The sequence below is a fragment of the Nonomuraea sp. SYSU D8015 genome (genome assembly GCF_008065375.1).
In the GTDB taxonomy this organism is placed as follows: Bacteria; Actinomycetota; Actinomycetes; order Streptosporangiales; family Streptosporangiaceae; genus Nonomuraea.
Genome location: NZ_VJYI01000005.1, coordinates 169,179 through 192,822 on the forward strand (window position 1 = coordinate 169,179; position 23,644 = coordinate 192,822).

At 70.0% G+C, this 23,644-nt stretch carries 20 protein-coding genes; 11 read left to right on the forward strand and 9 right to left on the reverse strand.

The annotated features are described in order from the left end of the window. Nucleotides 1-42: 42 nt before the first annotated feature. Together ID574_RS23225 and ID574_RS23230 are read right to left on the reverse strand one after the other, a co-directional pair. Nucleotides 43-894, reverse strand: coding sequence for a MurR/RpiR family transcriptional regulator (locus ID574_RS23225; protein ID WP_223166985.1), 852 nt, complete (start codon nt 892-894; stop codon nt 43-45). After that, on the reverse strand, nt 891-2,321 hold the full coding sequence (locus tag ID574_RS23230) for a glycoside hydrolase family 3 protein (RefSeq protein WP_188191058.1): 1,431 nt from the start codon (nt 2,319-2,321) through the stop codon (nt 891-893). The genes ID574_RS23225 and ID574_RS23230 overlap by 4 nt, the downstream gene beginning before the upstream one ends. 89 nt (nt 2,322-2,410) lie before the next feature. Here ID574_RS23230 and ID574_RS23235 point away from each other — a divergent pair, with 89 nt between their 5' ends. Continuing rightward, a complete protein-coding gene (locus ID574_RS23235; protein ID WP_188191059.1) occupies nt 2,411-3,943 on the forward strand; it encodes a glycoside hydrolase family 10-like protein in 1,533 nt (510 codons plus the stop codon). A gap of 186 nt (nt 3,944-4,129) precedes the next feature. Here the strand turns inward: ID574_RS23235 and ID574_RS23240 are convergent, their stop codons facing one another. Further along, on the reverse strand, nt 4,130-4,777 hold the full coding sequence (locus ID574_RS23240; RefSeq protein WP_188191060.1) for an FHA domain-containing protein: 648 nt from the start codon (nt 4,775-4,777) through the stop codon (nt 4,130-4,132). 181 nt (nt 4,778-4,958) lie between these two features. Between ID574_RS23240 and ID574_RS23245 the strand changes: the two genes are divergently transcribed. From ID574_RS23245 to ID574_RS23260, 4 genes are all read left to right on the forward strand, one after another. Beyond that, entirely contained in the window at nt 4,959-6,080 is a 1,122-nt protein-coding gene (locus ID574_RS23245) for a citrate/2-methylcitrate synthase (protein ID WP_188191061.1), read from the forward strand. After that, a complete protein-coding gene (locus ID574_RS23250; RefSeq protein WP_188191062.1) occupies nt 6,077-6,391 on the forward strand; it encodes a DUF3017 domain-containing protein in 315 nt (104 codons plus the stop codon). The genes ID574_RS23245 and ID574_RS23250 overlap by 4 nt, the downstream gene beginning before the upstream one ends. A gap of 53 nt (nt 6,392-6,444) precedes the next feature. Further along, a complete protein-coding gene (locus ID574_RS23255; RefSeq protein ID WP_188191063.1) occupies nt 6,445-7,659 on the forward strand; it encodes an NADP-dependent isocitrate dehydrogenase in 1,215 nt (404 codons plus the stop codon). A gap of 129 nt (nt 7,660-7,788) precedes the next feature. Further along, entirely contained in the window at nt 7,789-8,817 is a 1,029-nt protein-coding gene (locus tag ID574_RS23260; RefSeq protein WP_188191064.1) for a polysaccharide deacetylase family protein, read from the forward strand. On the opposite strand, the gene ID574_RS23265 is transcribed toward ID574_RS23260, so the two are convergent. Next, complete coding sequence (locus tag ID574_RS23265; RefSeq protein ID WP_188191065.1) at nt 8,811-9,881, reverse strand: hypothetical protein; 1,071 nt, start codon at nt 9,879-9,881, stop codon at nt 8,811-8,813. The genes ID574_RS23260 and ID574_RS23265 overlap by 7 nt on opposite strands. Continuing rightward, a complete protein-coding gene (locus tag ID574_RS23270; protein WP_188191066.1) occupies nt 9,878-11,491 on the reverse strand; it encodes a hypothetical protein in 1,614 nt (537 codons plus the stop codon). Before ID574_RS23270 ends, ID574_RS23265 begins: the two co-directional genes overlap by 4 nt. Before the next feature lie 136 nt (nt 11,492-11,627). Between ID574_RS23270 and ID574_RS23275 the strand changes: the two genes are divergently transcribed. Continuing rightward, nucleotides 11,628-12,149 (forward strand): hypothetical protein, encoded by a 522-nt coding sequence (locus tag ID574_RS23275; protein ID WP_188191067.1) that lies wholly within the window; start codon nt 11,628-11,630, stop codon nt 12,147-12,149. A 5-nt stretch (nt 12,150-12,154) separates the two neighbouring features. On the opposite strand, the gene ID574_RS23280 is transcribed toward ID574_RS23275, so the two are convergent. Further along, complete coding sequence (locus ID574_RS23280) at nt 12,155-13,282, reverse strand: saccharopine dehydrogenase family protein (protein WP_188191068.1); 1,128 nt, start codon at nt 13,280-13,282, stop codon at nt 12,155-12,157. Nucleotides 13,283-13,475: 193 nt separating this feature from the next. Between ID574_RS23280 and ID574_RS23285 the strand changes: the two genes are divergently transcribed. Then, complete coding sequence (locus ID574_RS23285; RefSeq protein ID WP_188191069.1) at nt 13,476-15,485, forward strand: serine/threonine-protein kinase; 2,010 nt, start codon at nt 13,476-13,478, stop codon at nt 15,483-15,485. Between the two features lie 55 nt (nt 15,486-15,540). Next, a complete protein-coding gene (locus ID574_RS23290; protein ID WP_188191070.1) occupies nt 15,541-16,527 on the forward strand; it encodes a malate dehydrogenase in 987 nt (328 codons plus the stop codon). Nucleotides 16,528-16,772: 245 nt separating this feature from the next. Here ID574_RS23290 and galE read toward each other — a convergent pair whose 3' ends face one another. Beyond that, a complete protein-coding gene (gene galE / locus ID574_RS23295; protein ID WP_188191071.1) occupies nt 16,773-17,720 on the reverse strand; it encodes a UDP-glucose 4-epimerase GalE in 948 nt (315 codons plus the stop codon). Nucleotides 17,721-17,806: 86 nt separating this feature from the next. On the opposite strand from galE, the gene ID574_RS23300 reads away from it, so the two are divergent. Together ID574_RS23300 and trpS are read left to right on the forward strand one after the other, a co-directional pair. Next, nucleotides 17,807-19,120, forward strand: coding sequence for a hemolysin family protein (locus ID574_RS23300; RefSeq protein ID WP_188191072.1), 1,314 nt, complete (start codon nt 17,807-17,809; stop codon nt 19,118-19,120). 14 nt (nt 19,121-19,134) lie between these two features. Next, nucleotides 19,135-20,139, forward strand: a complete 1,005-nt coding sequence (gene trpS / locus ID574_RS23305; protein ID WP_188191073.1) for a tryptophan--tRNA ligase — start codon at nt 19,135-19,137, stop codon at nt 20,137-20,139. Nucleotides 20,140-20,512: 373 nt separating this feature from the next. On the opposite strand, the gene ID574_RS23310 is transcribed toward trpS, so the two are convergent. Continuing rightward, on the reverse strand, nt 20,513-21,223 hold the full coding sequence (locus ID574_RS23310; protein ID WP_188191074.1) for a bleomycin resistance protein: 711 nt from the start codon (nt 21,221-21,223) through the stop codon (nt 20,513-20,515). 48 nt (nt 21,224-21,271) lie between these two features. Between ID574_RS23310 and ID574_RS23315 the strand changes: the two genes are divergently transcribed. Further along, on the forward strand, nt 21,272-22,036 hold the full coding sequence (locus ID574_RS23315; RefSeq protein WP_188191075.1) for a TetR/AcrR family transcriptional regulator: 765 nt from the start codon (nt 21,272-21,274) through the stop codon (nt 22,034-22,036). Between the two features lie 344 nt (nt 22,037-22,380). Here the strand turns inward: ID574_RS23315 and ID574_RS23320 are convergent, their stop codons facing one another. Beyond that, the gene (locus ID574_RS23320; protein ID WP_188191076.1) at nt 22,381-23,571 is read right to left on the reverse strand and encodes a helix-turn-helix domain-containing protein; all 1,191 of its coding nucleotides are present in this window, start codon (nt 23,569-23,571) and stop codon (nt 22,381-22,383) included. Nucleotides 23,572-23,644 lie beyond the last annotated feature (73 nt).

Below are 23,644 nucleotides of genomic sequence, written 5' to 3' on the forward strand. Positions count from 1 at the left end.
TCCCTAGAGGATCCCTAGAGGACAGAACCATGACCACAGGGGTCAGCGGTTGCGGTAGCGGTCCGTGGCCTCGCGGGTGGCGCGGATGGCCGCGTCGGCCGTGTCGTACGTCCGCTGCGCCAGCCCCACGAAAATGCAGTCCACGATCAGCAATTGACTGATCCGGCTGGCCAGCGCCCCAGGCCGGAACGCCGTCTCCCGCCCCGCCGACACCAGCGTGTGCTCGGCCAGCTCCGCCAGCGACGACCGCGGATTGTTGGTGATCCCCACGACCAACGCCCCCGCCTCGGCCGCCGTGCGGGCGGGCACCAGCACGTCGGGCGTCTCCCCGCTGCAGCTGATCGCCACCGCCACGTCCCCTGACCGCAGCAGCGCCGCACTGGTCAGCGCCATATGGGCGTCGCTGAACGGATGGCTGGACAGCCCGATCCGCAGCAACTTCTGCGACATGTCGGCCGCGACCAGCCCCGATGCCGCCACCCCGTACACGTCCACCCGCCGCGCCGCCGCGATCGCCGACACCACCTCGCCCAGTTGGTCCGGGTCGAGCTGGGCGGCGGTGTCGGCCAGGGCCTCCGACTCCGCCCGCGCCACCTTGGCGATCACATCCGTGAGGGGGTCGTCGGGCGCGAGGTCGCCGGGCACCAGCCGCTCGGGCGCCTTGGCCACGGCCGCCGCCAGCGCGAAGCGCATCTGCGAGTACCCGGCGAAGCCGAGCGCCCGCGCCGTCCGCACGATCGTGGCCTCGCTGGTGCCGGAGACCGCGCTGAACTCGGTGATCGTGCTGCGTACGACCAGCCCGGGATCGTCCAGGATGATGCGGGCGATGGCCTGGGCCGCCGGGGTGAGGGACGGCAGCACCGCGCGTACCGCCGCCACGGGGTTGGTGGTCACTGGGTCAACCATTCCGCCGCGGCCTGCGCGGACACGCGTGAGATTCCGTGGGTGGCGACGTGGGCGGCGCCGGCGGGCGGGCCGGGGATGCCGGTGTCGACCACGATCGCGTCGGGGCGCGCCGCCACGGCCTTGGCCACGACGTCGCGTACCCACGCGTGCCGGGCGGCGTCGTGGACGACCAGCACGAGGGGCCGGTCGTCGAAGGGCGGCAGCTCGCCGTCGGGCCCGATCCTGACCATGGCGGTGCCGGGCAGCAGCGCGGTGAGTGCCGCGGTGATGCCGGTCGGCGTGGCCGGGTCCACGGCCTGACTGTGGCGGACGTTGATCTCGACGACCAGCGGCCCGCGGTCGAGCGTGGCGGCTCCGGTCGTGGTCAGGGCCGCTCTGGCGGCCTCCAGGCCGACGTCCGGGTCGACGTCGGCGCGGGCCTTCTCCCGCAGCGCGGTGCGGGCGGCGTACCAGTCGGAGAGAGCTCGCACCCGTCCGGCGGCCTCGGCCAGCCGCTCCTCGGGGAGGACCCCGCCGCGTACGGCCGCCACGATCGCGTCGCGCATCGCGTGCAGGCTCTCCTCGGTGGCGATCCCCACGCAGATCGCGTCGGCGCCTGCGTCCAGCGCCCGTACCGCGATCTCACCGGGGGAGAGCATGGCGGCCACCGCGCGCATCTCGATCGCGTCGGTGACGACCATGCCGCCGAAACCGAGCTCCCCCCTCAGGAGCTCGGTGAGAACGGCCCGGCTCAGCGTCGCCGGCATCTCCGGATCAAGAGCGGGAACCAGCAGGTGGCCGGTCATGACGGCCCGCACCCCGGTGCCGATCGCGGCCCGGAACGGGGGGAGGTCGCGTTCGGCGAGCACCTCGCGCGAGGCGTGCACGGTGGGCAGCGCCAGGTGGGAGTCGGTGACGGTGTCGCCGTGGCCGGGGAAGTGCTTGGCGCAGGCGGCCACGCCCGCGCCCTGCACCCCGTTGACGTACGCGACCGTGTGACGGGAGACCAGGTCGGAGGCCGGGCCGAACGAGCGGACCCCGATCACCGGGTTGGCCGGGTTGGAGTTGACGTCGACAGAGGGCGCGTAGTTCAGCGTGATGTCGAGTTCGGCGAGCATCCTGCCGATCTGGCGGCCCACCCGCTCGGTGAGCTCCACGTCGTCGGCCACGCCCAGGGCCCTGTTGCCGGGGAATGAGCTGCCGGCCTGGACCTCGAGCCGGGTGACCGTGCCGCCCTCCTCGTCGATCGCGACGACGGCGGCCGGGTTCTCCGCCCGGATCTGCCGGACGAGCCGCGCGCCGACGGCGTTGCGGGCGAACAGGACGACCCCGCCGAGACCCTCGCCCAGCGCACGGCGCAGCCAAGCGGGGACGGTCGTCCCGTCGAACCCGGGATGCAGCACCGTCATCGCCAGTCTGGACAGCTCACGACTCATCGGCATTTTCCTTCATGGTTATTGATCTGAAGGTAATTTTCTGTCATCGTCGCCCTCGATATAACCACATTCCGAGAGGCCAACCCCCCATGCCCAGCAGAAGGACTCTCCTCAAGGGTCTCGCCCTCGCCGCCGCAGCCTCGGCTGTGCCGCTGCCCGCGTTAGCCGAGACAGGCTACGTCCCGCCGCTGCACCAGATGCGCGGCATGTGGATCGCTTCCGTGGTCAACATCAACTGGCCCTCCAAGCCCGGATTGACCGCCGACGAGCAGAAGGTCGAATTCCTGGCCTGGCTCGACGTGGCCGTGCAGCGCCGGCTCAACTCGGTGTTCGTGCAGATCAGGCCCACCGCGGACGCGTTCTGGCCCTCACCGTACGAGCCGTGGTCCCACTGGCTGACCGGCACCCAGGGGCAGGACCCCGGCTACGACCCGCTCGGCTTCGCGGTGGAGGAGACGCACAAGCGCGGCCTGGCCTTCCACGCCTGGTTCAACCCCTACCGCGTGTCGATGCAGGCCGACCCGGCCAAGCTGCACCCCGACCACCCCGGCCGCAAGCGCCCCGACTGGATCGTGCCGTTCGGCGGCAAGCTCTACTACAACCCGGGCATGCCCGAGGTCAGGAAGTTCTGCCAGGACGCGATGATGGACGCGGTCACCCGCTACGACATCGACGGCCTGCACTTCGACGACTACTTCTATCCGACCAACACCACGGCCTTCGACGACAGCGCGGCGTTCGCCCAGCACGGCGCGGGCTTCCCCGACCTGGCCTCCTGGCGGCGCAACAACGTCGACCTCATGGTCCAGGAGATGCAGCAGCGGGTGCTGGAGAGCAAGCCCGGCATCGCGTGGGGCATCAGCCCGTCCGGCATCTGGCGCAACAAGGCCAGCGACCCGCTCGGCTCCGACACCAACGGCGGGCAGTCGTACGACAACCTGCACGCCGACACCCGCGGCTGGGTCAAGAAGGGCTGGCTGGACTACATCGCGCCGCAGCTCTACTGGTACATCGGCCAGCCGCCGGCCGACTACTCCAAGCTCGTCCCCTGGTGGTCGGACGTGGCCAAGGGCACCGGCACCCTGCTCTGGATCGGGCAGCCCGCCTACAAGGCCGGCGACCCCGCCCAGCCCGCGCCGGAGTGGAAGAACCCCGCCGAGTTGTCCAACCACCTGACGCTCAACAGGAACCACCCCGAGATCAGCGGCGACATCTGGTACAACGCCAACGACGTCAAGGTGGACAGGATCGGCTCGATCACGACCGCCGTCAACGAGCACTACCAGCGGCCCGCGCTCGCGCCCGTGCTGCCCAGGCTCGCGAAGGGCGATCCGCCCCGGCGGCCGGTGCTGGCGTACGCGCTGCGCCGCCCGGGAGGCGTCGAGGTGCGGGCCGTGGCCACGGGCAGGGACGAGCCGTTCCTGTTCGCGGTCTTCCGCTTCGACCGGCACGCGGGCCCCGGCGACTTCGCCGACGCCCGCAACCTGGTCGCGGTCGTGCCCGGCGACCGGCAGGTCCGCTGGACGGACCCGGACGGCAAGCGTGGCAGCCACTACTACGTCGTCGCGGTGGACCGGGCCAACAGGACGAGCAGGCCCAGCAACGGATTCCGGGTCGTCTGAGGCGTGAGCAGGCTACGCCCTGCTCCTGACCTGCGACGAGCTCGGCGGGTCGCCGTGCGCCGGAAGGCGCGCGGCCATCCGCCGCAGCTCTGATCCGTGTCCGCGGACACGGTGGAATTCAGGTTCCGACGCTGCCGGAACCCCTCGCCGAAGCCCCGGTCGCGATCCGATTCCTGTGAAGCGCTCCTACGAAGCCCTGCGCCCGGCCGCCGACGGCTGCTCGGCGGAGGCTCCCGACGACCGCTGTGGGGGGACCACGGGGGTCGGGCGTACCAGACCCAGCGCGACGACCTCGTTGGCCAGTCGCGTGCGCCGGTTGGTGCCCTCGGGAATCCGGAACTTCTGGTAGAGCCGCAGCAGATGCTGCTTGACCGCGGCCTCGGTCACGACCAGGTCGTCGGCGATCTCGCGTGCGGTCGCCGGGGCGACGAACGCCTCGTCCGACAGCGCCGGCCGGCAGAGCGAGGTCAGCACGTCGACCTCGCGCCTGGTCAGCTCGGGCGCCGCTGCCCTGCGCAGCTCGACCTCGGGGGTGAAGTCCTCACGGGGGACTCCACCGATGCGACCCCGCGCCGCGCCGAACGAGACGACGTCGCCGTCGTCAAGGACCCTCCGGGCGATCGGCCTGCCGTTCACCCGCGTGCCGTTCCTGGACAGCCCCAGGTCCACGACGTACAGGTAGGGTCCTCGTCTGACGAACTCGGCATGGAGTCGAGACACGCTGGGATCGGTGAGCCGGATGTCCACACCCCGGCCCCTTCCGACCGTCGTGATCTCGGGGCGCAACGGGATCACCTCGCCGGTGTCCTCGATGCGTATGAACGGCCCCTCCACGGCAGTTCCTCCCCAGGTAGCCCGCCGTAACTATTACTACAGCTCCGGCTTACCCAACCGAGGGGATGCGGAATCGCCTTTGCCGAAAGGAGAATCCGACGTGAAATTGGTCTGGACCTTTGCGGACGGTTTTGCCTGCTCACAGGTAGACTTCGGAGGAAGATAAGCGGAGGAAGCTCTCATGGCGGACAAGCCCACGAAAGGTCTGGCCGATGTCGTTGCCGCGTCCACAGCGCTGAGCGACATTGACGGAAAGGCCGGCCGGCTCTTCTATCGCGGATACGACATCCACGATCTTGCCGGTCGCGCGACGTTCGAAGAGACCGCACACCTGCTCCAACGCGGCAAGCTGCCCACCCGCTCCGAACTGGACGCCTTCGGGGAGGAGCTGGCGCGGGGCCGGGAGCTCGGCGCCCTCGTCTCGGCGAACATCTCCGAGATCGCCGAGAAGCAGAAACCCATGGAGGCCCTGCGCTCGCTGGTTTCGCTGTCGGGCGCTGACGATCCCGACAAAGACTCCATCGCCCCCGACGCCAACCTGCGCAAGGCCGCCCGGCTGGTCGCGCAGCAGCCCCTGCTGGTCGCCCGCTACCACGCCGCCCGCACCGGCGGCAGCATCCCCGAGCCGGACCCGTCGCTGAGCATCGCCGCGAACTTCCTGCTCCAGGTCACCGGGCGCACCCCTGCGCAGCGCGAGGTCGAGATCTTCGACGAGTGCCTGGTGCTGCACGCCGACCACACCATGAACGCCTCCACGTTCGCCGCCCGCGTGTGCGCCGCGACCCTGTCGGACATGCACTCCGCCATCGTCGCCGCCATCGGCACCCTGAAGGGCCCGCTGCACGGCGGCGCGAACGAGCAGGTCATGAAGACGCTGGAGTCGATCCCGGCGGGTGGTGTGGCCCAGGCCGTACGCGACAAGCTGGCGGCGCACGAGAAGATCATGGGGTTCGGCCACCGCGTCTACAAGACCGAGGACCCGCGCGCCACGCACCTGCGCAGGATGTCCGCCGAACTGGCCGAGTCCACCGGGGACGACACCTACTACCGGATGTCCAAGGAGATGGAGGAGGTCGTCTTCGAGGAGAAGGGCCTCTACCCGAACGTCGACTTCTACGCCGCCTCGGTCTATCACTACCTCGGCATCCCGACCGACCTGTTCACGCCGGTCTTCTCGATCAGCCGCATGTCCGGCTGGACCGCTCACGTCATCGAGCAGCACGCCGACAACCGCCTGATCCGCCCGGACAGTGAGTACATCGGCGAGACGGACCAGAAGTGGAAGCCGATAGAAGAGCGTTGAGCGATCAGTTGGGCGATCAAGGGACTGAACGCGAGAGCTGGGGACCGTACCCGCTGATCCTGGCGGGTGCGGTCATCGGCGTGCTCGTGATGTTCTTCGTGGACCCGCGCTGGGGCGGGTTCGTGCTGGGCGCCGCCGTCATGGTCGCCGCGGCCCTGCGCTTCGCCGGATACGGTGGTCAGCTCTCGGTGCGCAGCAAGGGCATCGACGTGGTCACGCTGGCCGTCTTCGGCTTCGTGCTGGTCCTGACCTCGTTGTTGCTCGAGAACAACGCGCTCAAGGCGATCATCCTGTCCCTTTTCGACCGGTGACCGGACGGTCCGATAGCCTCAACGCATCAATTCATTGAAGGGGAACCATTCGCATGCCCAAGATCAAGGTGGAGGGTCCGGTCGTCGAGCTTGACGGCGACGAGATGACCCGGATCATCTGGCAGTTCATCAAGGACCAGCTGATCCTTCCCTACCTCGACGTCGATCTGAAGTACTACGACCTCGGCATCGAGCACCGCGACGCCACGGACGACCAGGTCACCATCGACGCCGCCAACGCCATCAAGAAGTACGGCGTCGGTGTGAAATGCGCCACCATCACCCCCGACGAGGCGCGGGTCGAGGAGTTCGGTCTGAAGAAGATGTGGAAGTCCCCCAACGGGACGATCCGTAACATCCTTGGCGGTGTCATCTTCCGCGAGCCGATCATCATGTCGAACGTGCCGCGGCTCGTCCCCGGCTGGACCAAGCCGATCGTCGTCGGCCGTCACGCCTTCGGCGACCAGTACCGCGCCACCGACCTGAAGGTCCCCGGCGAGGGCACGCTGACCCTGACGTTCACCCCCAAGGACGGCTCCGAGCCGATCGAGCTGGACGTCTACGACTTCCCCGGCAGCGGCGTCGCCCTGGCGATGTACAACCTGGACGAGTCGATCCGCGACTTCGCCCGCGCCTCCATGCGCTACGGCCTGGCCCGCAACTACCCGGTCTACCTGTCGACGAAGAACACCATCCTCAAGGCGTACGACGGCCGCTTCAAGGACATCTTCGCCGAGGTCTACGAGACCGAGTTCAAGGCCGACTTCGAGAAGGCCGGCCTCACCTACGAGCACCGCCTCATCGACGACATGGTCGCCGCGGCGCTCAAGTGGGAGGGCGGCTACGTCTGGGCGTGCAAGAACTACGACGGCGACGTGCAGTCCGACACGGTCGCGCAGGGCTTCGGCTCCCTCGGCCTGATGACCTCGGTGCTGATGACCCCCGACGGCAAGACAGTCGAGGCCGAGGCCGCGCACGGCACGGTGACCCGCCACTACCGCCAGCACCAGCAGGGCAACCCCACCTCCACCAACCCGATCGCCTCGATCTTCGCGTGGACGCGTGGCCTGGCCCACCGCGGCAAGCTCGACAACACCCCCGCCGTGACCGAGTTCGCCAACACGCTGGAGCAGGTCTGCATCGAGACCGTCGAGGGCGGCCAGATGACCAAGGACCTCGCGCTCCTGGTCGGCGGCGACGCCAAGTGGCTCACCACCCAGGACTTCCTGGCCGCGCTGGACGAGAACCTCAAGAAGAAGATGGCCTGATCGTCCGCGCTCGAAGGGCCGCCTGCGGGCGGCCCTTTCCCATGTCTTGACGAGTTCGGCGGCGTGGCGCGGTTGATCGTCTGGGTAAGAGCCACCACATAACAGTCGTACGCGTCTCGGGGGGTTCGAATGCGACTGCGTGTTCTCAGTGGGGTGGGGTTGCTCGCCGGCACGGCGATCCTGGCTGGGTGCGGCTCGCAGCCCGACACCGCCAAGAGGGCCGACGCCAAGCCCAACGCCGCCGCGAAGGCCAAAGAGACCAGGGCCGCCAAGGTGAAGGCGGCTGCCCAGGCCAAGGCCAACGAACTGGGGCAGATCCCGGTGCTCATGTACCACCGGATCATCCCCAAACCGGCGACGACGGACGACAGGACGCCCGCGCAGTTCCGCGCGGACCTGGCGCGGCTGATCAAGGAGGGCTACGTGCCGATCACGGCCGCCGAGATGGTGGCCGGCAAGATCGACATCCCGGCCGGCAAGCATCCCGTGGTCCTGACATTTGACGATTCGTCCCCTTCCCAGCTCACGCTGAACCAGATGGGCGTCCCCCAGAAGGACACAGCCGTCGAGATCCTCAAGGACGTGGCCGCCAAGAACCCGGGCTTCCGCCCGGTCGCGACCTTCTACGTGACGCGTGACATGTTCGGCAAGAGCGCGCAGGAGGAGCAGGCCCAGGCGCTGGGTTGGCTGAGGGACAACGGCTTCGACATCGGCAACCACACCCGCGACCACTTCGACCTGCGTCCGCGCTCGCACAAGGAGGTCGAGGAGCAGATCGGCTCGATCGGCCGGCAGATCACCGCCCTGTCCACCGTCAAGCCGACCACCATCGCCCTGCCGTACGGCAACCAGCCCCGCAAGAAGGAGTGGGCCCTGCGCGGCAGGAACTACAACCACCAGGGCGCGTTCCTCGCCGGCTACACGCCCGCCGCGTCGCCGTTCAGCAAGGCGTTCGACCCGGCCGGCATCCCGCGGATCAAGGTCATGGAGAAGAAGGGCGACTGCGCCCAGTTCTGCTCGCACGCCTGGCTCGACTGGCTCAAGAGCAACCCGGACATGCGCTACACGTCCGACGGGGACCCGCGCACGGTGGCGTACCCGAAGTTCAAGGCCCCCTACCTGCGCAAGTCCTTCGCCGCCTGGAGCCTGCCCTACTGACGCACGCTCCCCACGACCACTCCGAGATCGGCAGGCTGCAGGATCAGGTCCGCCACGTGGCCCATGTCGATGCCGAGCGGCCGCATGCCGCCCGTGCCGAGATCCAGGACATGGTGGGCGATCTCGTTGTACGGGCCGCGGCTCTTGACGACGAGGGCGCCCTCGCCGTCCCAGCGCAGGATCTCTCTGATCCGCCAACCGGTCGGCGTCCGCGGGGCGACCGCGCGGACCGGCTTGCCCGATGACGTGTCGGTGAGGGCGACGCCGAGGTCGGCGATGCCGTCCGGGGCGATCTCGCGGACGAGCGAGGCGAGCGTGCGCCCCGAAGGGGATGTGACGGTGCCGTCCGCGAGATTGCCGGGGAGCGTGTACGTCCTGACAGCCTTGCCCTGGGGCGAGTACACGGTGAACGTCGCCGACGTGGCGTGCCCCGGCAGGTCGTCCGTGGGCTTGCGCGTCATGACGGCGAGACCGGCGTTCGTCCAGCCAACCACCCGATCGACGCGGGGCAGGCGGTGGACGGCGCCGCGTTCGATGTCCACGACCATCGGGTTCTCCAGCACGACGTCGTCGTTCTCGTCCAGGCGGTCGAGCTGGATGAGCAGGTGACGGCCGTCGAGGGAGAACCGCGGCGGCTGGGCGCCGAAGATCTCGGTGACTGACCCGCCCTTCTGCCGCACCGGGAGAGGCTTGGTCTTGCCCGTACGCAGGTCGGTCACCACGTACCTCTCGTCCTTGCCGCGCAGGAAGGCCGCGCGGGTGCCGTCCTGGCTGAGCGCGAGGGATCCTGCGGCGTCGGCGCCGGGCAGCCAGCCGTGCTCACCGCTCGCGGTGACCAGGTTCCAGTTCGCGCACGGGCCGGACCCGTCCTGGCAGGCGGGCACGTACGCGTAACGGACCGGGGAGGCGTACTTCGCGAGCTTCTGGGGGACGGGAGCGCTCGCCGCGGGGCTGGAAGAGGGCCGGAGGAACCGGATGGGCCGTTCGCCAGGGCCGATCGCCCACGCGGCGGCCACGGCCAAGGCGGCCGCACCGAGAGCCGGCCGCCAAGGAAGCCGCCTCATCGAAGTCTCCCGAACACCATGCTCTCCGGCTTGTCCGGTATGCCCTTCACCTGCTGTGACTTGCCCGTACGCAGGTCGACCAGGTGATAGGCGTCATCCTCGTCCTCCTTGGGATCGATCCTGACCAGGAGCCGCCCGTCGTCCGCCCAGCTCAGCGCCTCCGGAGAGCCGTAGCGCGCGGGGAGGCGGAGCTTCGTCCGCTCGCCGACCTTCCCGGTGCTGGGATCCATGGTCAGCACCTCGTCGTCGGTGACCACGGCCAAGCCGCGGCCATCGGGAGTCAGCAGGACCTCCAGCGTGGGATCGAACGGCGCCCGTGTCCGCACGGCCCCCTGGAGGTCGAGAGTGAGCAACTCGACGTCGGGGGCACCGGGCAGCGCCTGGCGGCCGGTGGTGGCCACCACCCTGCCGGGCCCGAAGCCGAGCACGCTCCCGACGCCGGGCAGGCTGAAGCGGGTCCAGGCGGCGGTGTCGATCACCTCGGCGCCGATGCTCACGTAGCGGCCGTCGTGTGACATGGTCACATCGGGGAAGGCCGCGCCGGACAGAGGGCCGGTGAGCTGCCGCGGGGCGCCGGACTGGGAGAAGTCGCGCAGGAACAGGCCGCGGGTCTCCTCGTCCAGATAGAGGACGCGCCGGCCGTCGCCGCTGAGTGCGAAGGGCGCCCGCCGGTGGTCGCCGGGAAGGCGCACGGCGGCTCCTTCCACGGTGAAGCGGCTGCCCAGCGCCAGCAGCACCCACGTGTGGGACTGTGGGTCAACCCACGCGTAGGGGAAGGACTGGGCGTCGTGACCGGTGACCACGTGTGGGGCGGCGTGCCGGGTGACGGCGGGTTTCGACACCTCGGCGGTCGCGCCCACGTACAGGGCAGTGGCGGCCAGCGTCAGACCGACGACGGCCGGCGTCCAGGCCTGCCTTCTTTCGGACGTGCGCACCTGCCAGGAGTCGGCGCTCTTGATCCACGCCACGGTCGGCAGGCCGACGAGGAGCAGTAGGCCGACCGCGGTCACGTTGTCGGGGAGCTCGTCGGGGAGGACACTCGTCGCGGTCCACAGGGCCACGGTCGTGCCCGCGGCCGTGATTGAGCGCGCGGACCTGGATCGCGTGGCCAGTTCCGCGCCGACCAGGTCGGCGGGCCCGGCGGGCAGCGCCCGCCGGTGCAGCTCGCTCACCATGAGCTGGACTACCACCACCACCGCGAGTGCGGCCACGGCGCCGAGGCGCTGCGCGATCCCGACCTCGTGCGAATAGGAGCGCACTACGGTGCCGGCGGCCAATCCGCACGAGATGGCTGCGGAGATCGTCCACGTCGCGGTGAGCGTCGGCGGAACCAGTCGCATGCCCAGCGGACGCCGCACCCGGCCTGCCGCACGGCCGAATGCGATTTCCCCGGCTATTACTCCGAGGAGCCATCCGGTCACCGGGAAATATGGGCTCAGACTAAAAGAGTCCGACGTCATGGTGAGCGGCAGGGCGGTCATTCCCGCGGCCGTGCCCATCCAGCGCGAACGCCGGGTGACCTGGAGATATCGCAGAATGTGATAGCCGTTGAACGCCGTGACGTCCACCATTTGACGGCGGGCGAACCGCTCGGCGTCCAGGCGGTGCATCGGTGAGTTCGCCGATGCGCCGACGACTGGTACGACGATCGATGCGAGAACCGCCAGCCCGATTAACAACAGGAATCGTCTTTCGCCACGCCCGGAAAAGTAGCAGAATGCCGAATCGCCAAACAGAGGGGCTGGAGTGATTTCCGAAGAAATCTGGGTGCGGCTCGATCCCGGAGCGGGAATGGTGCGGGCGATCGGCTACCGGCGCTGGTCGCTGGCCGGAGTGGCGGCGATGCTCGTCGCGGCCGCCTGGGTGAGCGGTGCGATCAGCCCTCACCTGACCTCCCGATATGCCGGCGTTGCCCATGTCTACGTTGACAACGACGACATAGGCCGGCCGAACGGCACCGAGGTCGCCATCCACCAGACCTTCGACAACGATGGCTGGCTGCCCGTCACCATCACCGGAGTCGGCGTGCCGGCCGGCGACGATTACACGCTGAGAACCGTGAGAGCCGAAGGTGGCGGCTTCCCCCGGACCATCCCGCCCGGCGGATCCGTGAGGCTCGCACTCATCCTGTCCGTCGCGGACTGCGCGGTCGTCAAGGACACGATCGTCCCCGTCGTGTTCGAGGTGGACCGCTGGTGGGGGCGTGCCACCGCCGAAGTGGCGGAGGAGGACGAAACCGAGCCGCCCTGGATGCCGTCGTGCGAGTGACGCCCTCAGGGCTTCACGGCGAAGGTGATGCCCGCCCGCCGCAGCCGGTCGATGAGCGGCCGGCCCATGGCCGAGGCCGGTGTGAGCTGGCCCGCGCGGTCGGGGACCTCGTCGAAGGCCAGGCACAGGGCTGACTCGCCGAGCATCTTGGCGGTCTCGTCGTACCCCGGGTCGCCGCCCCCCACCTCGGTGACCACCCGCTCGCCGCCGCCTTCGCCGAGGAACGTGATCTTGAACCAGCTCCTCGCGCGCCGCTCGGGTGACGGGCCCTCGCCAGGCCGCAGGCGGCTCTGGAGCCAGTCGCGGGCCGGCGGGATCATCGCGAGCGTCGCGAACGCGCCCGCGCCCGCCGCCGTCCTCAGCGCCTGCGGAAGCGTTCTCACGGCGTAGTGCTGGCGGTAGGTGAAGTCGGGGCCGTAGCGGTCGAGCAGGCGGGCGGAGTAGCCGACGATCTTCGGGTCGAGGGTGGGCATCGGCAGTGCCCACCCGCCCACATACCGCAGGCCGCCCGGCGCCGAGCTCACCTTGCGGCCCTTCGGCCCCGGCTCGGCGGCACGGCGCCGCGAGGCCGCCTCGGCCGCCTGGCGGGCCCGGCCGGCGATCGTCAGCGCGGTGGCCAGCGTGCCGCCGGACGGACGCATGCTGGTCCGCAGGAAGCCGCTGACCGTGAGCGGGACGCCTTCGGGGAGGCGGGTGACGATGTCGAGCACGCCGAGGTCGTACGGGATGGAGTCGAAGCCGCAGGCGTGCACGATCTTGGCGCCGTTCGCCGCGGCCAGGTCGTGGTAGCGGACGTACATCCGGTCCACGAACTCGGGCTCGCCCGTCAGGTCCACGTAGTGGGTGCCGGCCTCGGCGCACGCGGCGACGAGCGGCTCGCCGTACCTCACGTACGGGCCGACCGTCGTGGCGAGGACGCGGGTCCGGCGGGCGAGCTCGGCCAGCGAGGCCGGGTCGGTCGCGTCGGCGATGAGGATCGGCACGTCGAGCCCGAGCCGCCCCAGCTTGGCCCGGTCGCGCCCGGCCAGCGCCCACCGGGTGCCGGGAGCGGCGGCCCGCGCGAGGTAGGCGGCCGTGAGCGCGCCGGTGAATCCGCTCGCGCCGAAAAGTACGATGTCGTAGGGGCGGTCCATGATTCCCGAGCCTCCCCTGTGATCGCCCGCTGGTGCAAGGGCCCCTCGAGACCCGGAGATTGCCGGTTTCCTGGGCAATGAGCGGGCTATGACGGAAAACGTGACGTCACGAACGGTTAACGGATCCCTGAGAAGTTGCTGAGCGTCGTAAAGTTTTCGTCGTTGGGATTCAGAAAAACGTGGGGAATGACGAATGCCGCAGATCTCGCCGCTGATGGCCGGCGATCCCACCCAGCTGGGGTCATTCCGGCTGTCCGGACGGGTCGGGGAGGGCGGCCAGGGCATCGTCTACCTGGGCGTCAACGAGGCGGGCGAGCGGGCGGCGATCAAGCTCCTGCATGTGAAATTCTCCGGCGACACCATCGCCAGGTCCCGTTTCGCCAGGGAGTTGAAGGCGGCCAAGCGGGTCGCCTCGTTCTGCACCGCCCGGGTGATGGAGGCCGACCTCGACGGCGACACGCCGTACATCGCCAGCGAATACATCGACGGCCGGTCGCTCAGGGAGATCGTCGAGACCGACGGGCCGCTCAGGGGCACGGCGCTCGACCGGCTCGCGATCGGCACCGCCACCGCGCTCACCGCCATCCACCACGCGCACATCGTGCACAGAGACTTCAAGCCCGACAACGTGCTGATCGCCGCCGACGGGCCGCGCGTGGTCGACTTCGGCATCGCCCGGATCATCGACTCGACCGGCACGATCACCAGCCGGGCCATCGGCACGCCCGCCTACATGGCGCCCGAGCAGATCGCCGGGGACGACATCGGCCCCTACACCGACGTGTTCTCGTGGGGGGCTACCATCGCCTTCGCGGCGACCGGGAAGGTGGCCTTCGAGGGCAAGTCCATCGCCACCGTGCTCAACCGGATCCTCAACCACGAGGTCGACGTCAGCGCGATGGAGGAGCCGCTGCGGAGCGTGGTGCGCGCCGCGCTGGCCAAGGCGGCCGCCGAGCGGCCCTCCGCCGACCAGATCCTGCTGCGGCTGCTCGGGCAGTCCACCGCGGTGGGGGCGTCCACGGCCGTGCTCACCCGGGGCGCGGAGGTGGCCAGTGACGACACCACGCCGTTCACCCGGGTGTCGGCCGGGTCGATCACCGACAAGGGCACCGGTTCTCTGGTGCCGTCCCAGCACGGCCCGCCGGCTCACGAGGGGTCCACCGGGTCCCACGAGCACCGGACCTCGGGGGTCCACGAGCACCGGACCACCGGGTCCCACGAGCACCAGGTCACGACCGGACAGGGCGGCGTGAGCGTGATGCCCGCGGAGACCGCGCCGCCGGAGGGGGAGCGGGCGCCGTACCCGGTGGCCGAGCCGGCGCGGCCCGCCCGGCGCGGCCGCGTGAAACTGTGGGTCGCGTTCGGCGCCGTGCTCGTCCTGGTCGCCACCACGGCGATGGCGCTGGCCATGAACGGCTGGCCGCCGGCGTTCCTGGAGCGACAGACGGACCCCGGCGAGGACCCCACGCGCCCGTTCGCCTCGGTGGCGGACAAGGTCGCCCAGACCGGGAAGATCGTGATCGGCGTCAGGGGCGACCTGCCCGGCGTCGCACTGCGGAACGGGGACGACTTCCAGGGCTTCGAGATCGAGCTCGCACAGCGCATCGCCGCGGGGCTGGGGGCCAAGGAGACGAAGTTCGTGGCGGTCAGCCGGGAGCAGCGGGTCACCGGGCTGGCCGAGGGCAGGCTCGACCTCGTGATCGCGACGTTCGGCACCGACAAGAGCCCGCTCCAGTTCGCGGGCCCCTACTACGTGGCCCACCGCGACGTCCTGGTGCGGTCGGGCGGCGGCATCGACTCGATCGAGGACCTCGAGGACAAGAACATCTGCGCTCCCAACAGCCCGTCCGTCGGCGCGGTGCAGGACCGGGTGAAGGTCCGGCCGGTGATCGCCGGCCACCTCGCCCAGTGCATGGACATGCTCAGGAGCGGCAAGGTGGACGCGATCCCGGGCGAGGACCTGATCCTCGCCGGCTTCGCCGACCGCGAGCCGCAGCGCTACAAGATCCTCGGCGCCAAGCTGAGCAACGAGCGGTACGCCGTCGCCATCAAGGAGGGCGACGCGCGGACCTGCCAGGCCGTCAACGGCATCGTCGCCAGCCTCTACAGCGACGGCACGCTCAAGCAGCTCTTAGCCAAGTATTTCGGCAAGGTCGAGTTCGATCCCGAGCTGGAGCCACCCGCGATGGAACCCTGCCGATGACGAGCGGGTAACATCCCCAACGTCAATGATTCCTGCTGCGAGTTAGGGGAAGGCCATGGCGTCGTCAGCCACTGCGCCCGTCAAGGTGACCGTCACCGGAGCCGCCGGCCAGATCGGCTACGCACTGCTGTTCCGCATCGCGTCGGGGCAGCTGCTCGGCGCCGACGTCCCGGTCAGGCTCAGCCTGCTGGAGATCCCGGCGGCGGTGAAGGCGGCCGAGGGCACCGCCATGGAGCTGGACGACTGCGCGTTCCCGCTGCTGTCCGGCATCGAGATCACCGACGACCCCAACGTCGCCTTCGACGGGGCCAACGTCGCCCTGCTGGTCGGCGCCATGCCGCGCAAGGCCGGCATGGAGCGCGGCGACCTGCTCGGCGCCAACGGCGGCATCTTCGGACCGCAGGGCAAGGCGATCAACGACCACGCCGCCGACGACATCAGGGTCCTGGTCGTGGGCAACCCGGCCAACACCAACGCGCTCATCGCCCAGCAGCACGCCCCCGACGTGCCCGCCGACCGCTTCACCGCGATGACCAGGCTCGACCACAACCGCGCGCTGTCGCAGCTCGCGGCCAAGCTGCAGGTCCCCGTCACCGAGATCAAGAAGATGACGATCTGGGGCAACCACTCCGCCACCCAATACCCCGACCTGTTCCACGCCGAGGTCGGTGGCAAGATCGCGGCCGAGCAGGTCGACCAGGAGTGGCTGAAGGAGACGTTCATCCCGACGGTGGCCAAGCGCGGCGCCGCCATCATCGAGGCCCGCGGCGCCTCCTCGGCCGCCTCGGCCGCCAACGCCGCGATCGACCACGTCTACGACTGGGTCAACGGCACCGACTGGACCTCCGCCGCCATCGTCTCCGACGGCTCGTACGGCGTGCCCGAGGGCCTCGTCTCGTCCTTCCCCGTACGCTCGGTCGACGGCAAGTTCGAGATCATCCAGGGCCTCGAGATCGACTCCTTCTCCCGCGAGCGCATCGACGCCAGCGTCCGCGAGCTGGAGGAAGAGCGCACCGCCGTCAGGGAGCTCGGCCTCATCTGACCAGCATCTGACCGGACGCCCCCCGTGCCACGCGGGGGGCGTTCGTCATGTCCGCCCCTCTCTGGGCCCCGTGGCGCAGGGGGACGGCTGCACGGCCGGAGCGGGTTGGGTGGTCGCGAAGATCACGCCCGCGGCGGCGAGGAGGCTGCCCGTCACGACGAGGACGCCAAAGATCAGTTTTGTGACCCTTGGTGAAAAGCTCCTCACGTTTGGGTATCACAGCACAGATTCATCCTCCGCATGACTCATTTGGCGGAAAGCGCCGCCCACGCGTCCGAGACGATGTCGCGCAACGCCGGCCGCTCGGCTTTCCAGCCCAGCTCACGCTGGATCTTCGCGGACGAGGCGACCAGCACGGCCGGATCTCCGGGACGGCGCTCGCCCACGACGGCCGGGATCTCGTGGCCGGTGACCTCGCGGCAGACCGAGATCACCTCCTGCACGGTGAACCCGCTGCCGCTGCCCAGGTTGTAGATCTTGTGCTCGCCCGGCGTGATGGCCTCCAGCGCCAGCAGGTGCGCCCGCGCCAGGTCGGCCACGTGGATGTAGTCGCGCACGCAGGTTCCGTCCGGCGTGGGGTAGTCGTTGCCGAACACGCTCACCGACGCGCGCTCGCCGGTGGCGACCTTCAGCACGTTGGGGATGAGATGGGTCTCGACGGTGTGCCGCTCGCGGAAGCGGCCGTAGGCGCCGGCCACGTTGAAGTAGCGCAGGCTCACCGCGCCGAGCCCGCGGATGCGCGCGTACGCGCTCAGCGCGGTGTCCACGGCCAGCTTGGAGGCGCCGTAGGGGTTGGTCGGGCGCGTCGGGTCGTCCTCCTGGATCGGGGAGCGCTCGGGCTCCCCGTACGTGGCCGCGGTCGAGGAGAACACGATCCTGCCCACGCCCTTGTCGCGCATCGCGTCGAGCAGCGCCAGCGTGCCGCCGAGGTTGTTGGCCCAGTAGAGCCCCGGCTTCTCGACCGACTCGCCCACCAGGGACTTGGCCGCGAAGTGCAGCACCGCGTCCACGCCGTCGAGCGCGGCGCCGGCGTCGGAAATGTCGGATTGGACAAAACGGGCACCCTCTGGGACGGCGTCCTGATGCCCGGTCGACAGGTCGTCGAGTACGGTCACGTCGTGTCCCGCCTCGATGAGCTGCGCCGCGACCACGCTGCCGACGTATCCGGCCCCTCCGGTGACCAGCAATCTCATGTGTGCTCCTGTTCAAATATGTTTGATTTTGTAGGGCTTGCCCATCAGCATACGCTGGAAACTCCACGAGTACGCTGCCAACCACCATGTTTGACACCGTCGCGGCCAACATCGCCCTGGTCCTGCTCTTCATCCTGATCGGGGGCTTCTTCGCCGCCGCCGAGATCGCGCTGGTGTCCCTCAGGGACAGCCAGGTGCGCAAGCTCGCCGTCCGGGGCCGCCGGGGCGAGCGCGTGGCCAAGCTCGCCCGCGATCCCAACCGCTTCCTGTCCGCCGTGCAGATCGGCGTGACCGTGGCCACCATGCTGTCGGCCGCGTTCGGCGCCGACCGGCTGGCCGCGCAGCTCGTGCCCGTGCTCGAAGGGTGGCGCGTGCCCGGGGCCGTGTCTCCCGTGCTCGCGCTCGTGCTCGTGACGCTGGCCATCTCGTACGTGTCGCTCGTTCTCGGCGAGCTCGCGCCCAAGCGCCTGGCCCTGCAGCGGGCCGAGGGGCTGTCGCTGGTCGTGGCACCCTTCCTGGACTCGATCGCCACCCTGTCGCGCCCGATCATCTGGATGCTGTCGAAGTCCAGCGACGTCATCGTCAGGCTGCTCGGCGGCAACCCGGCGGCCGACCGCGAGGAGGTCACCACCGAGGAACTGCGCGAGATGGTCGTCGGGCACACCGAACTGACCGCCGACGAGCGAAAGGTCATCGCCGAGGTCTTCGCCGCCGGCAAACGGCAGCTCAGAGAGGTGATGCTGCCGCGTACCGAGGTCGATTTCATGGAGGCCGACACGCCCCTCGCCGAGGCGGCCCGGCTGGCCGCCACGCTCCCGCACTCCCGCTTCCCCGTCTACCGCGAGTCATACGACGAGGTCATCGGCTTCGTCCACGTACGCGACCTGCTCGATCCCGAGCTCGCCGGCCGCACGGAGCCGATCAGCGCGGTCGTGCCCATCCGCGCCGCCAAGTTCGTGCCCGCCTCCAAACGCCTGCTCAGCACGCTCAACGAGATGCGCGACGAGGGCCAGCACCTGGCCATCGTGGTGGACGAATACGGCGGCACGGCCGGCATCGTCACCATGGAAGACCTCGTCGAGGAGCTGATCGGCGACATCAGGGACGAGTACGACCTCGAGGAGAACGTCGTGGTCCTGCCCGCCGGCGAGATCGAGATCGACGGCCTGACGAACCTCAACGACTTCGCCACCGAGACCGGCATCCGGCTGCCCGACGGCCCCTACGAGACGCTGGGCGGGTTCGTGATGGCCATGCTGGGCCACGTGCCCGTCATCGGCGAGAGCGTGGAGATCCCGGGCTTCGAGCTGACCGTCACCGAGCTCGACGGGCGCCGTACCGCCAGGGTGAGAGTGAAACGCCGGCCGGTCGCCGAGTCGCCGCCCGAGCTGGATTCCTGACACAATTGCCTGCTATGGCCAGACCTCGTGTACTCTCCGGCATCCAGCCCACCGCGGACTCCTTCCACCTGGGCAATTACCTGGGTGCGGTTCGCCAGTGGGTCACCATGCAGGAGACCCACGACGCCTTCTACTGCGTGGTCGACCTCCACGCGATCACCGTGCCGACCGAGCCCGCCGCCCTGCGCCGGCGCAGCCGCGTGGCCGCCGCACAGCTCTTCGCCGCCGGGCTCGATCCCGAGCGGTCCACCGTCTTCGTGCAGTCGCACGTACGCGAGCACACCGAGCTCGCCTGGATCCTGATCTGCCTCACCGGCATGGGCGAGGCGGGCAGGATGACCCAGTTCAAGGACAAGTCGGCCAAGTTCGGGGAGAGCGCGGCCAGTGTCGGGCTGTTCACCTACCCGATCCTGCAGGCCGCCGACATCCTGCTCTACCAGGCCAACGCGGTGCCCGTGGGGGCCGACCAGAAGCAGCACCTCGAGCTGACGCGCGACCTCGGCCAGCGCTTCAACCACCGCTTCGGCGACACGTTCACGCTGCCCGAGCCGTACATCCTCAAGGAGGTCGAGAAGATCACCGACCTCCAGGACCCGACGGCGAAGATGTCCAAGTCGTCGTCCAGCCCGGCCGGGATCCTCGACGTCCTGGAGCAGCCGGGGCCGCTGCGGAAGAAGATCATGCGGGCGGTCACGGACACCGGGACGGAGGTCCTCTTCGATGAGGAGAACAAACCCGGCATCTCCAACCTGCTCCGCATCCTGTCCGCGCTGACCGGCACGCCCATTCCCGAGCTGGTCGCCCGCTATGCCGGGCAGGGGTACGGCACGTTCAAGAAGGACGTGGCGGAGGCCGTCATCGAGACCTTCGCGCCGATCAGGGAACGCACGGAGAAGCTGCTGTCCAACGAGGCCGAGCTGGATCGGATGCTCGCCATCGGGGCGGAGCGGGCGTCGGCCGTGGCCAAGGAGACCATGGCCCAGGTCCGCGACCGCGTCGGCTTCCTCCCCAAGCTCTGATCGCCGCCCGGGTCCTCCCACCAGGCCCCTGACGCCGCCCGGCACCGCCCTGTCGCCGGTGCGGCCGGCGCGCCCCGTGACCGCTCGGCCGGTGGGGTCGAGGTCGTGCAGGGTGGCGCACCGGCACGTGGCATGGGTTGTCCCGGGGCGGCGCACCCGCGACCGTGGCGTCGGGTCTGGGCGCGCACATGCACCTGGCACGCCGGCCGATGAGTGCCGGGCTGTCGGAGGCCGCGTTGCGGGTGGTGCGCGGCCGGTGGGGGTGAAGTCGTGGTGGGCAGCGCCCGCGCGTGGCAGGGGCCGCATTCAGGCGGCAGCGCCTGCGCGTGGCACGGTCGTCTCCAGGCGGCGCGGACACGACACCCGGTGGGTGTCAGGGGTGGAGGTCGGTGGTCAGTTCGGCGGCGGTGGTGAGGTCCTTGGTGAGGGACTCGCGTTCCGCCGGGGTCAGGTCCATCGCCTGCACCTCGGCCAGCAGCGCCGCCGCGCCCTCGCGATCCCCCGTACGCACCCGCAGCTCCGCCAGGTACACCAGGGCAGGCAGCCGCTGGGCGGGCGGCGCGTCGGCGTGGCGGGCGAGCCCGTTCTCCAGCACGCGGATCCCCGCGGCCTCGTCCCCGTGTGAGTCGGCCTGGCGGGCGGCCGCGGCCACCACCCGCGCCAGCCGCCCCTCCGAAGGGTCGGGCTCGTCGAACTCGTCCTTGTGCCTGGTGATCCGCAGCCAGTTCCCGCCGGGGTCGACCACCATGAACCCGCCCGCGGTGCCCTGCATGCGCCGCGGCCGGGTCATCCGCGGGATCCCGGACACCGGGACCTTGCCGAACGCCGCCCGCAGCCCGGCGGCGAACGATTTGTGGAGCGCCTCCGTGTCGTCGACCTTCACGATCACGTTTCCCATGGACTCGGCGGGGTCGAACTCGGGGACGCCGAACAGGTGCACCTCGATCCCGCCGCGGCGGACGGCGGCGTACGGGTTGGGGCGTTCCTGGCGGTAGGTGACGTCGAACCCGAGCGCCGTGTAGAAGGGCAGGACGTCGTCGAGATAGCGGCAGGGCAGGCAGGGAATGACCGTCTCGGTGCGCATGAAAACATCGTACGCTGTTCGGAGTATTTGTCGCAGGGGGATTTCCTGATGGAGTACGCGGGACGCGGTGACCCGGCGCGCACGATGGCGCTGCTCTGGGACGGGCTGCCGACCCCACGGCGCGGGCCGCGGCAACGGCTGGAGTTGTCGCGCATCGTCGACGCCGCCATCGCCCAAGCCGACCGCGCCGGTCCGGCCGCCCTGTCGATGCGGGCGCTCGCGCAGGAGCTGGGCATCGGCACCGCGTCGCTGTACACGTACGTGCCGGGCAAGGCCGAACTGCTGGAGCTGATGGTCGAGCGCGTCGTGGGCAACCAGCCCCTTCCCGACGCCGCGGCCGGGTGGCGGGCGGGGCTGCGCGACGTGGCCGGCTCCGACCTGGCGGCATACCGGACTCATCCGTGGTTGCTGCAGGTGTCCACCGTGCGCACCGTGTTCGGCCCGAACGTCCTCGCCCGCTACGAGGCCACCCTCGCCCTGCTCGACGGGCACGGCCTGGCCGCGGCCGACGTCGTGGGCTGCGTGGCGGCCGTGGAGGCGTACACGCGGGGCGCGGCGTCGGCGGTCGTCGAGGCCGAGCAGGCGCCCGCGCAGACCGGGAGCAGCGACGACGAGTGGTGGGAGCGGCAGGTGCCGTTCCTGGAGGAACGCATGAACGGGCGCTTCCCGCTGTTCTCGGCGCTGGAGGAGGCGGGGGCGTTCGCCGTGTCGGACACGACGCTGCCGTACACGGTGCAGCGGGCCCTCGACCGCTTCGCCTTCGGCCTCGACCTGCTCCTCGACGCGATCGGCGCCCGGATCACGGCGGCCTGACGCCGAACCGCCGCCGCACGTCGGGAACGTGGCGGCGGCGGGCCGACCAAGGCGTCTCGGTCACCGTACCCGGGTGGCCCGGTGGATCCTCAGGATCGCGCGGAGGGCGGCCAGGCTCGGCCGGGTGAACCGGATGTCGCCGTGAACGGCGGTCCACCCGGAATGGTCTCGCTCGAAAGACCACCCCGGGAACTCCCTCATGGCTTCCTGCAGTAGTCGTTCCATGACGAAATCGGCACTCGGCGCTGTGGTCATGAACGCAGAGTGGCATCAGAACGCCGGTCCGTGACGAACTCAAGCGACAGAACTCCTCGTTCGCAAACTCCGAACTCTCAGTTCGCGGGTCAGTTCAGGATGCCGTGGCGCTCGGCGAGCTGGCGGACCTCCGGCGCCCAGGACGGCCGCGCCCGCCGCGCCAAAGACCGGACCATCTCTCTCAGCAACAGCTTGTGGTCCAGCTCCTCGGGGCTCTCCCGATCGATCCGCAACAGGTGGAGCAGGCTCGCGGCGTCGTCGCCGAGGTCCTCGCACGCGCGGGCGACCTGCCCCAGGTGGGTGGTGCGCCGCTCGATGGACGGAGTGTGGCGCAGGTCGATGTCGTCGGCGATGCGCAGCACGTCCTCGGGGCGGCCGACGTCGCTCTCGATGCTGGCCATGTGGATGGCGACGTTGGTGGGCCCGAAGAAGGCCAGGTCGTAGACGTCCGAGGTGTCCCGCACCCGCTCGGCGAGCTGTGTCGCGGGCCCGCGTACCCGCTCCCTGGCCTGGTCGTCGTCGCCCGAGCGGGCCTCGCCGACGGCGGCGAGCAGGTGCAGCGCGCCGAGCGCCTTGACGTGCCGCTCGTCGCCGTCGGCGACGTGCGGCTCGAGGAGTTCGAGGCCGCGCCGCGCGACGTCGTACGCGATCTGGTGCATGTCGTCCGACAGCATGGACTGCCCGAGGCTCCAGTACGCCCAAGCGATCATCAGCGGATTTTCGGACTCCTCGGCGAAGCGCATGGCCCGGTCCGCCGCGAGGTGCGCGAGGTCCACCCGCCGCAGGTGCTTGAGCACGCCCCTGGCCAGCATGTACGCGTCCGTCGCCACGCCGCACGCCTGCGGGGTGCCCTCGGCCGCCACGCTCTCGGCATCGGTGACCAGGGACGGCAGCTCCGCCATGAGGATCGAGTAGCGCCGCGTCGAGGTGAACCAGGCATTGCGGGCGGCCGCCACCCGCTCGGCCAGTTGCTCGGCGTCGGGCGGCTCGATGTCGGGGGAGAGGGAGCGGCTGGTGAACAGAGCGCGCTCGATGTCGCTGATCTGCGGCCTGCTGGGCTCGTGCGAGTCGCGCGGGGTCTCTCCTAACAGCACGGCGGTGCGCACGCCCAGCACTTTGGCGATCTCCCGCAGCAGCGGGAGCGACGGCGTGCGCTTGCCGTGCTCGATCAGTTCGATGTGCCGTGCGGTGCATCCTGACTGGGTCGCCAGCGCGGTGGTGCTCATGCCTCTTCGTTCGCGCTGGAGTCTGATCATCTGACCGGTGCTGATTTCGGTCATGGGCGTGACGCCTCCTGGCTCGGTCGTAACACCGACAGGCTAGGGCTCCAGCAGGGGCCCTGCCATGGTTTCT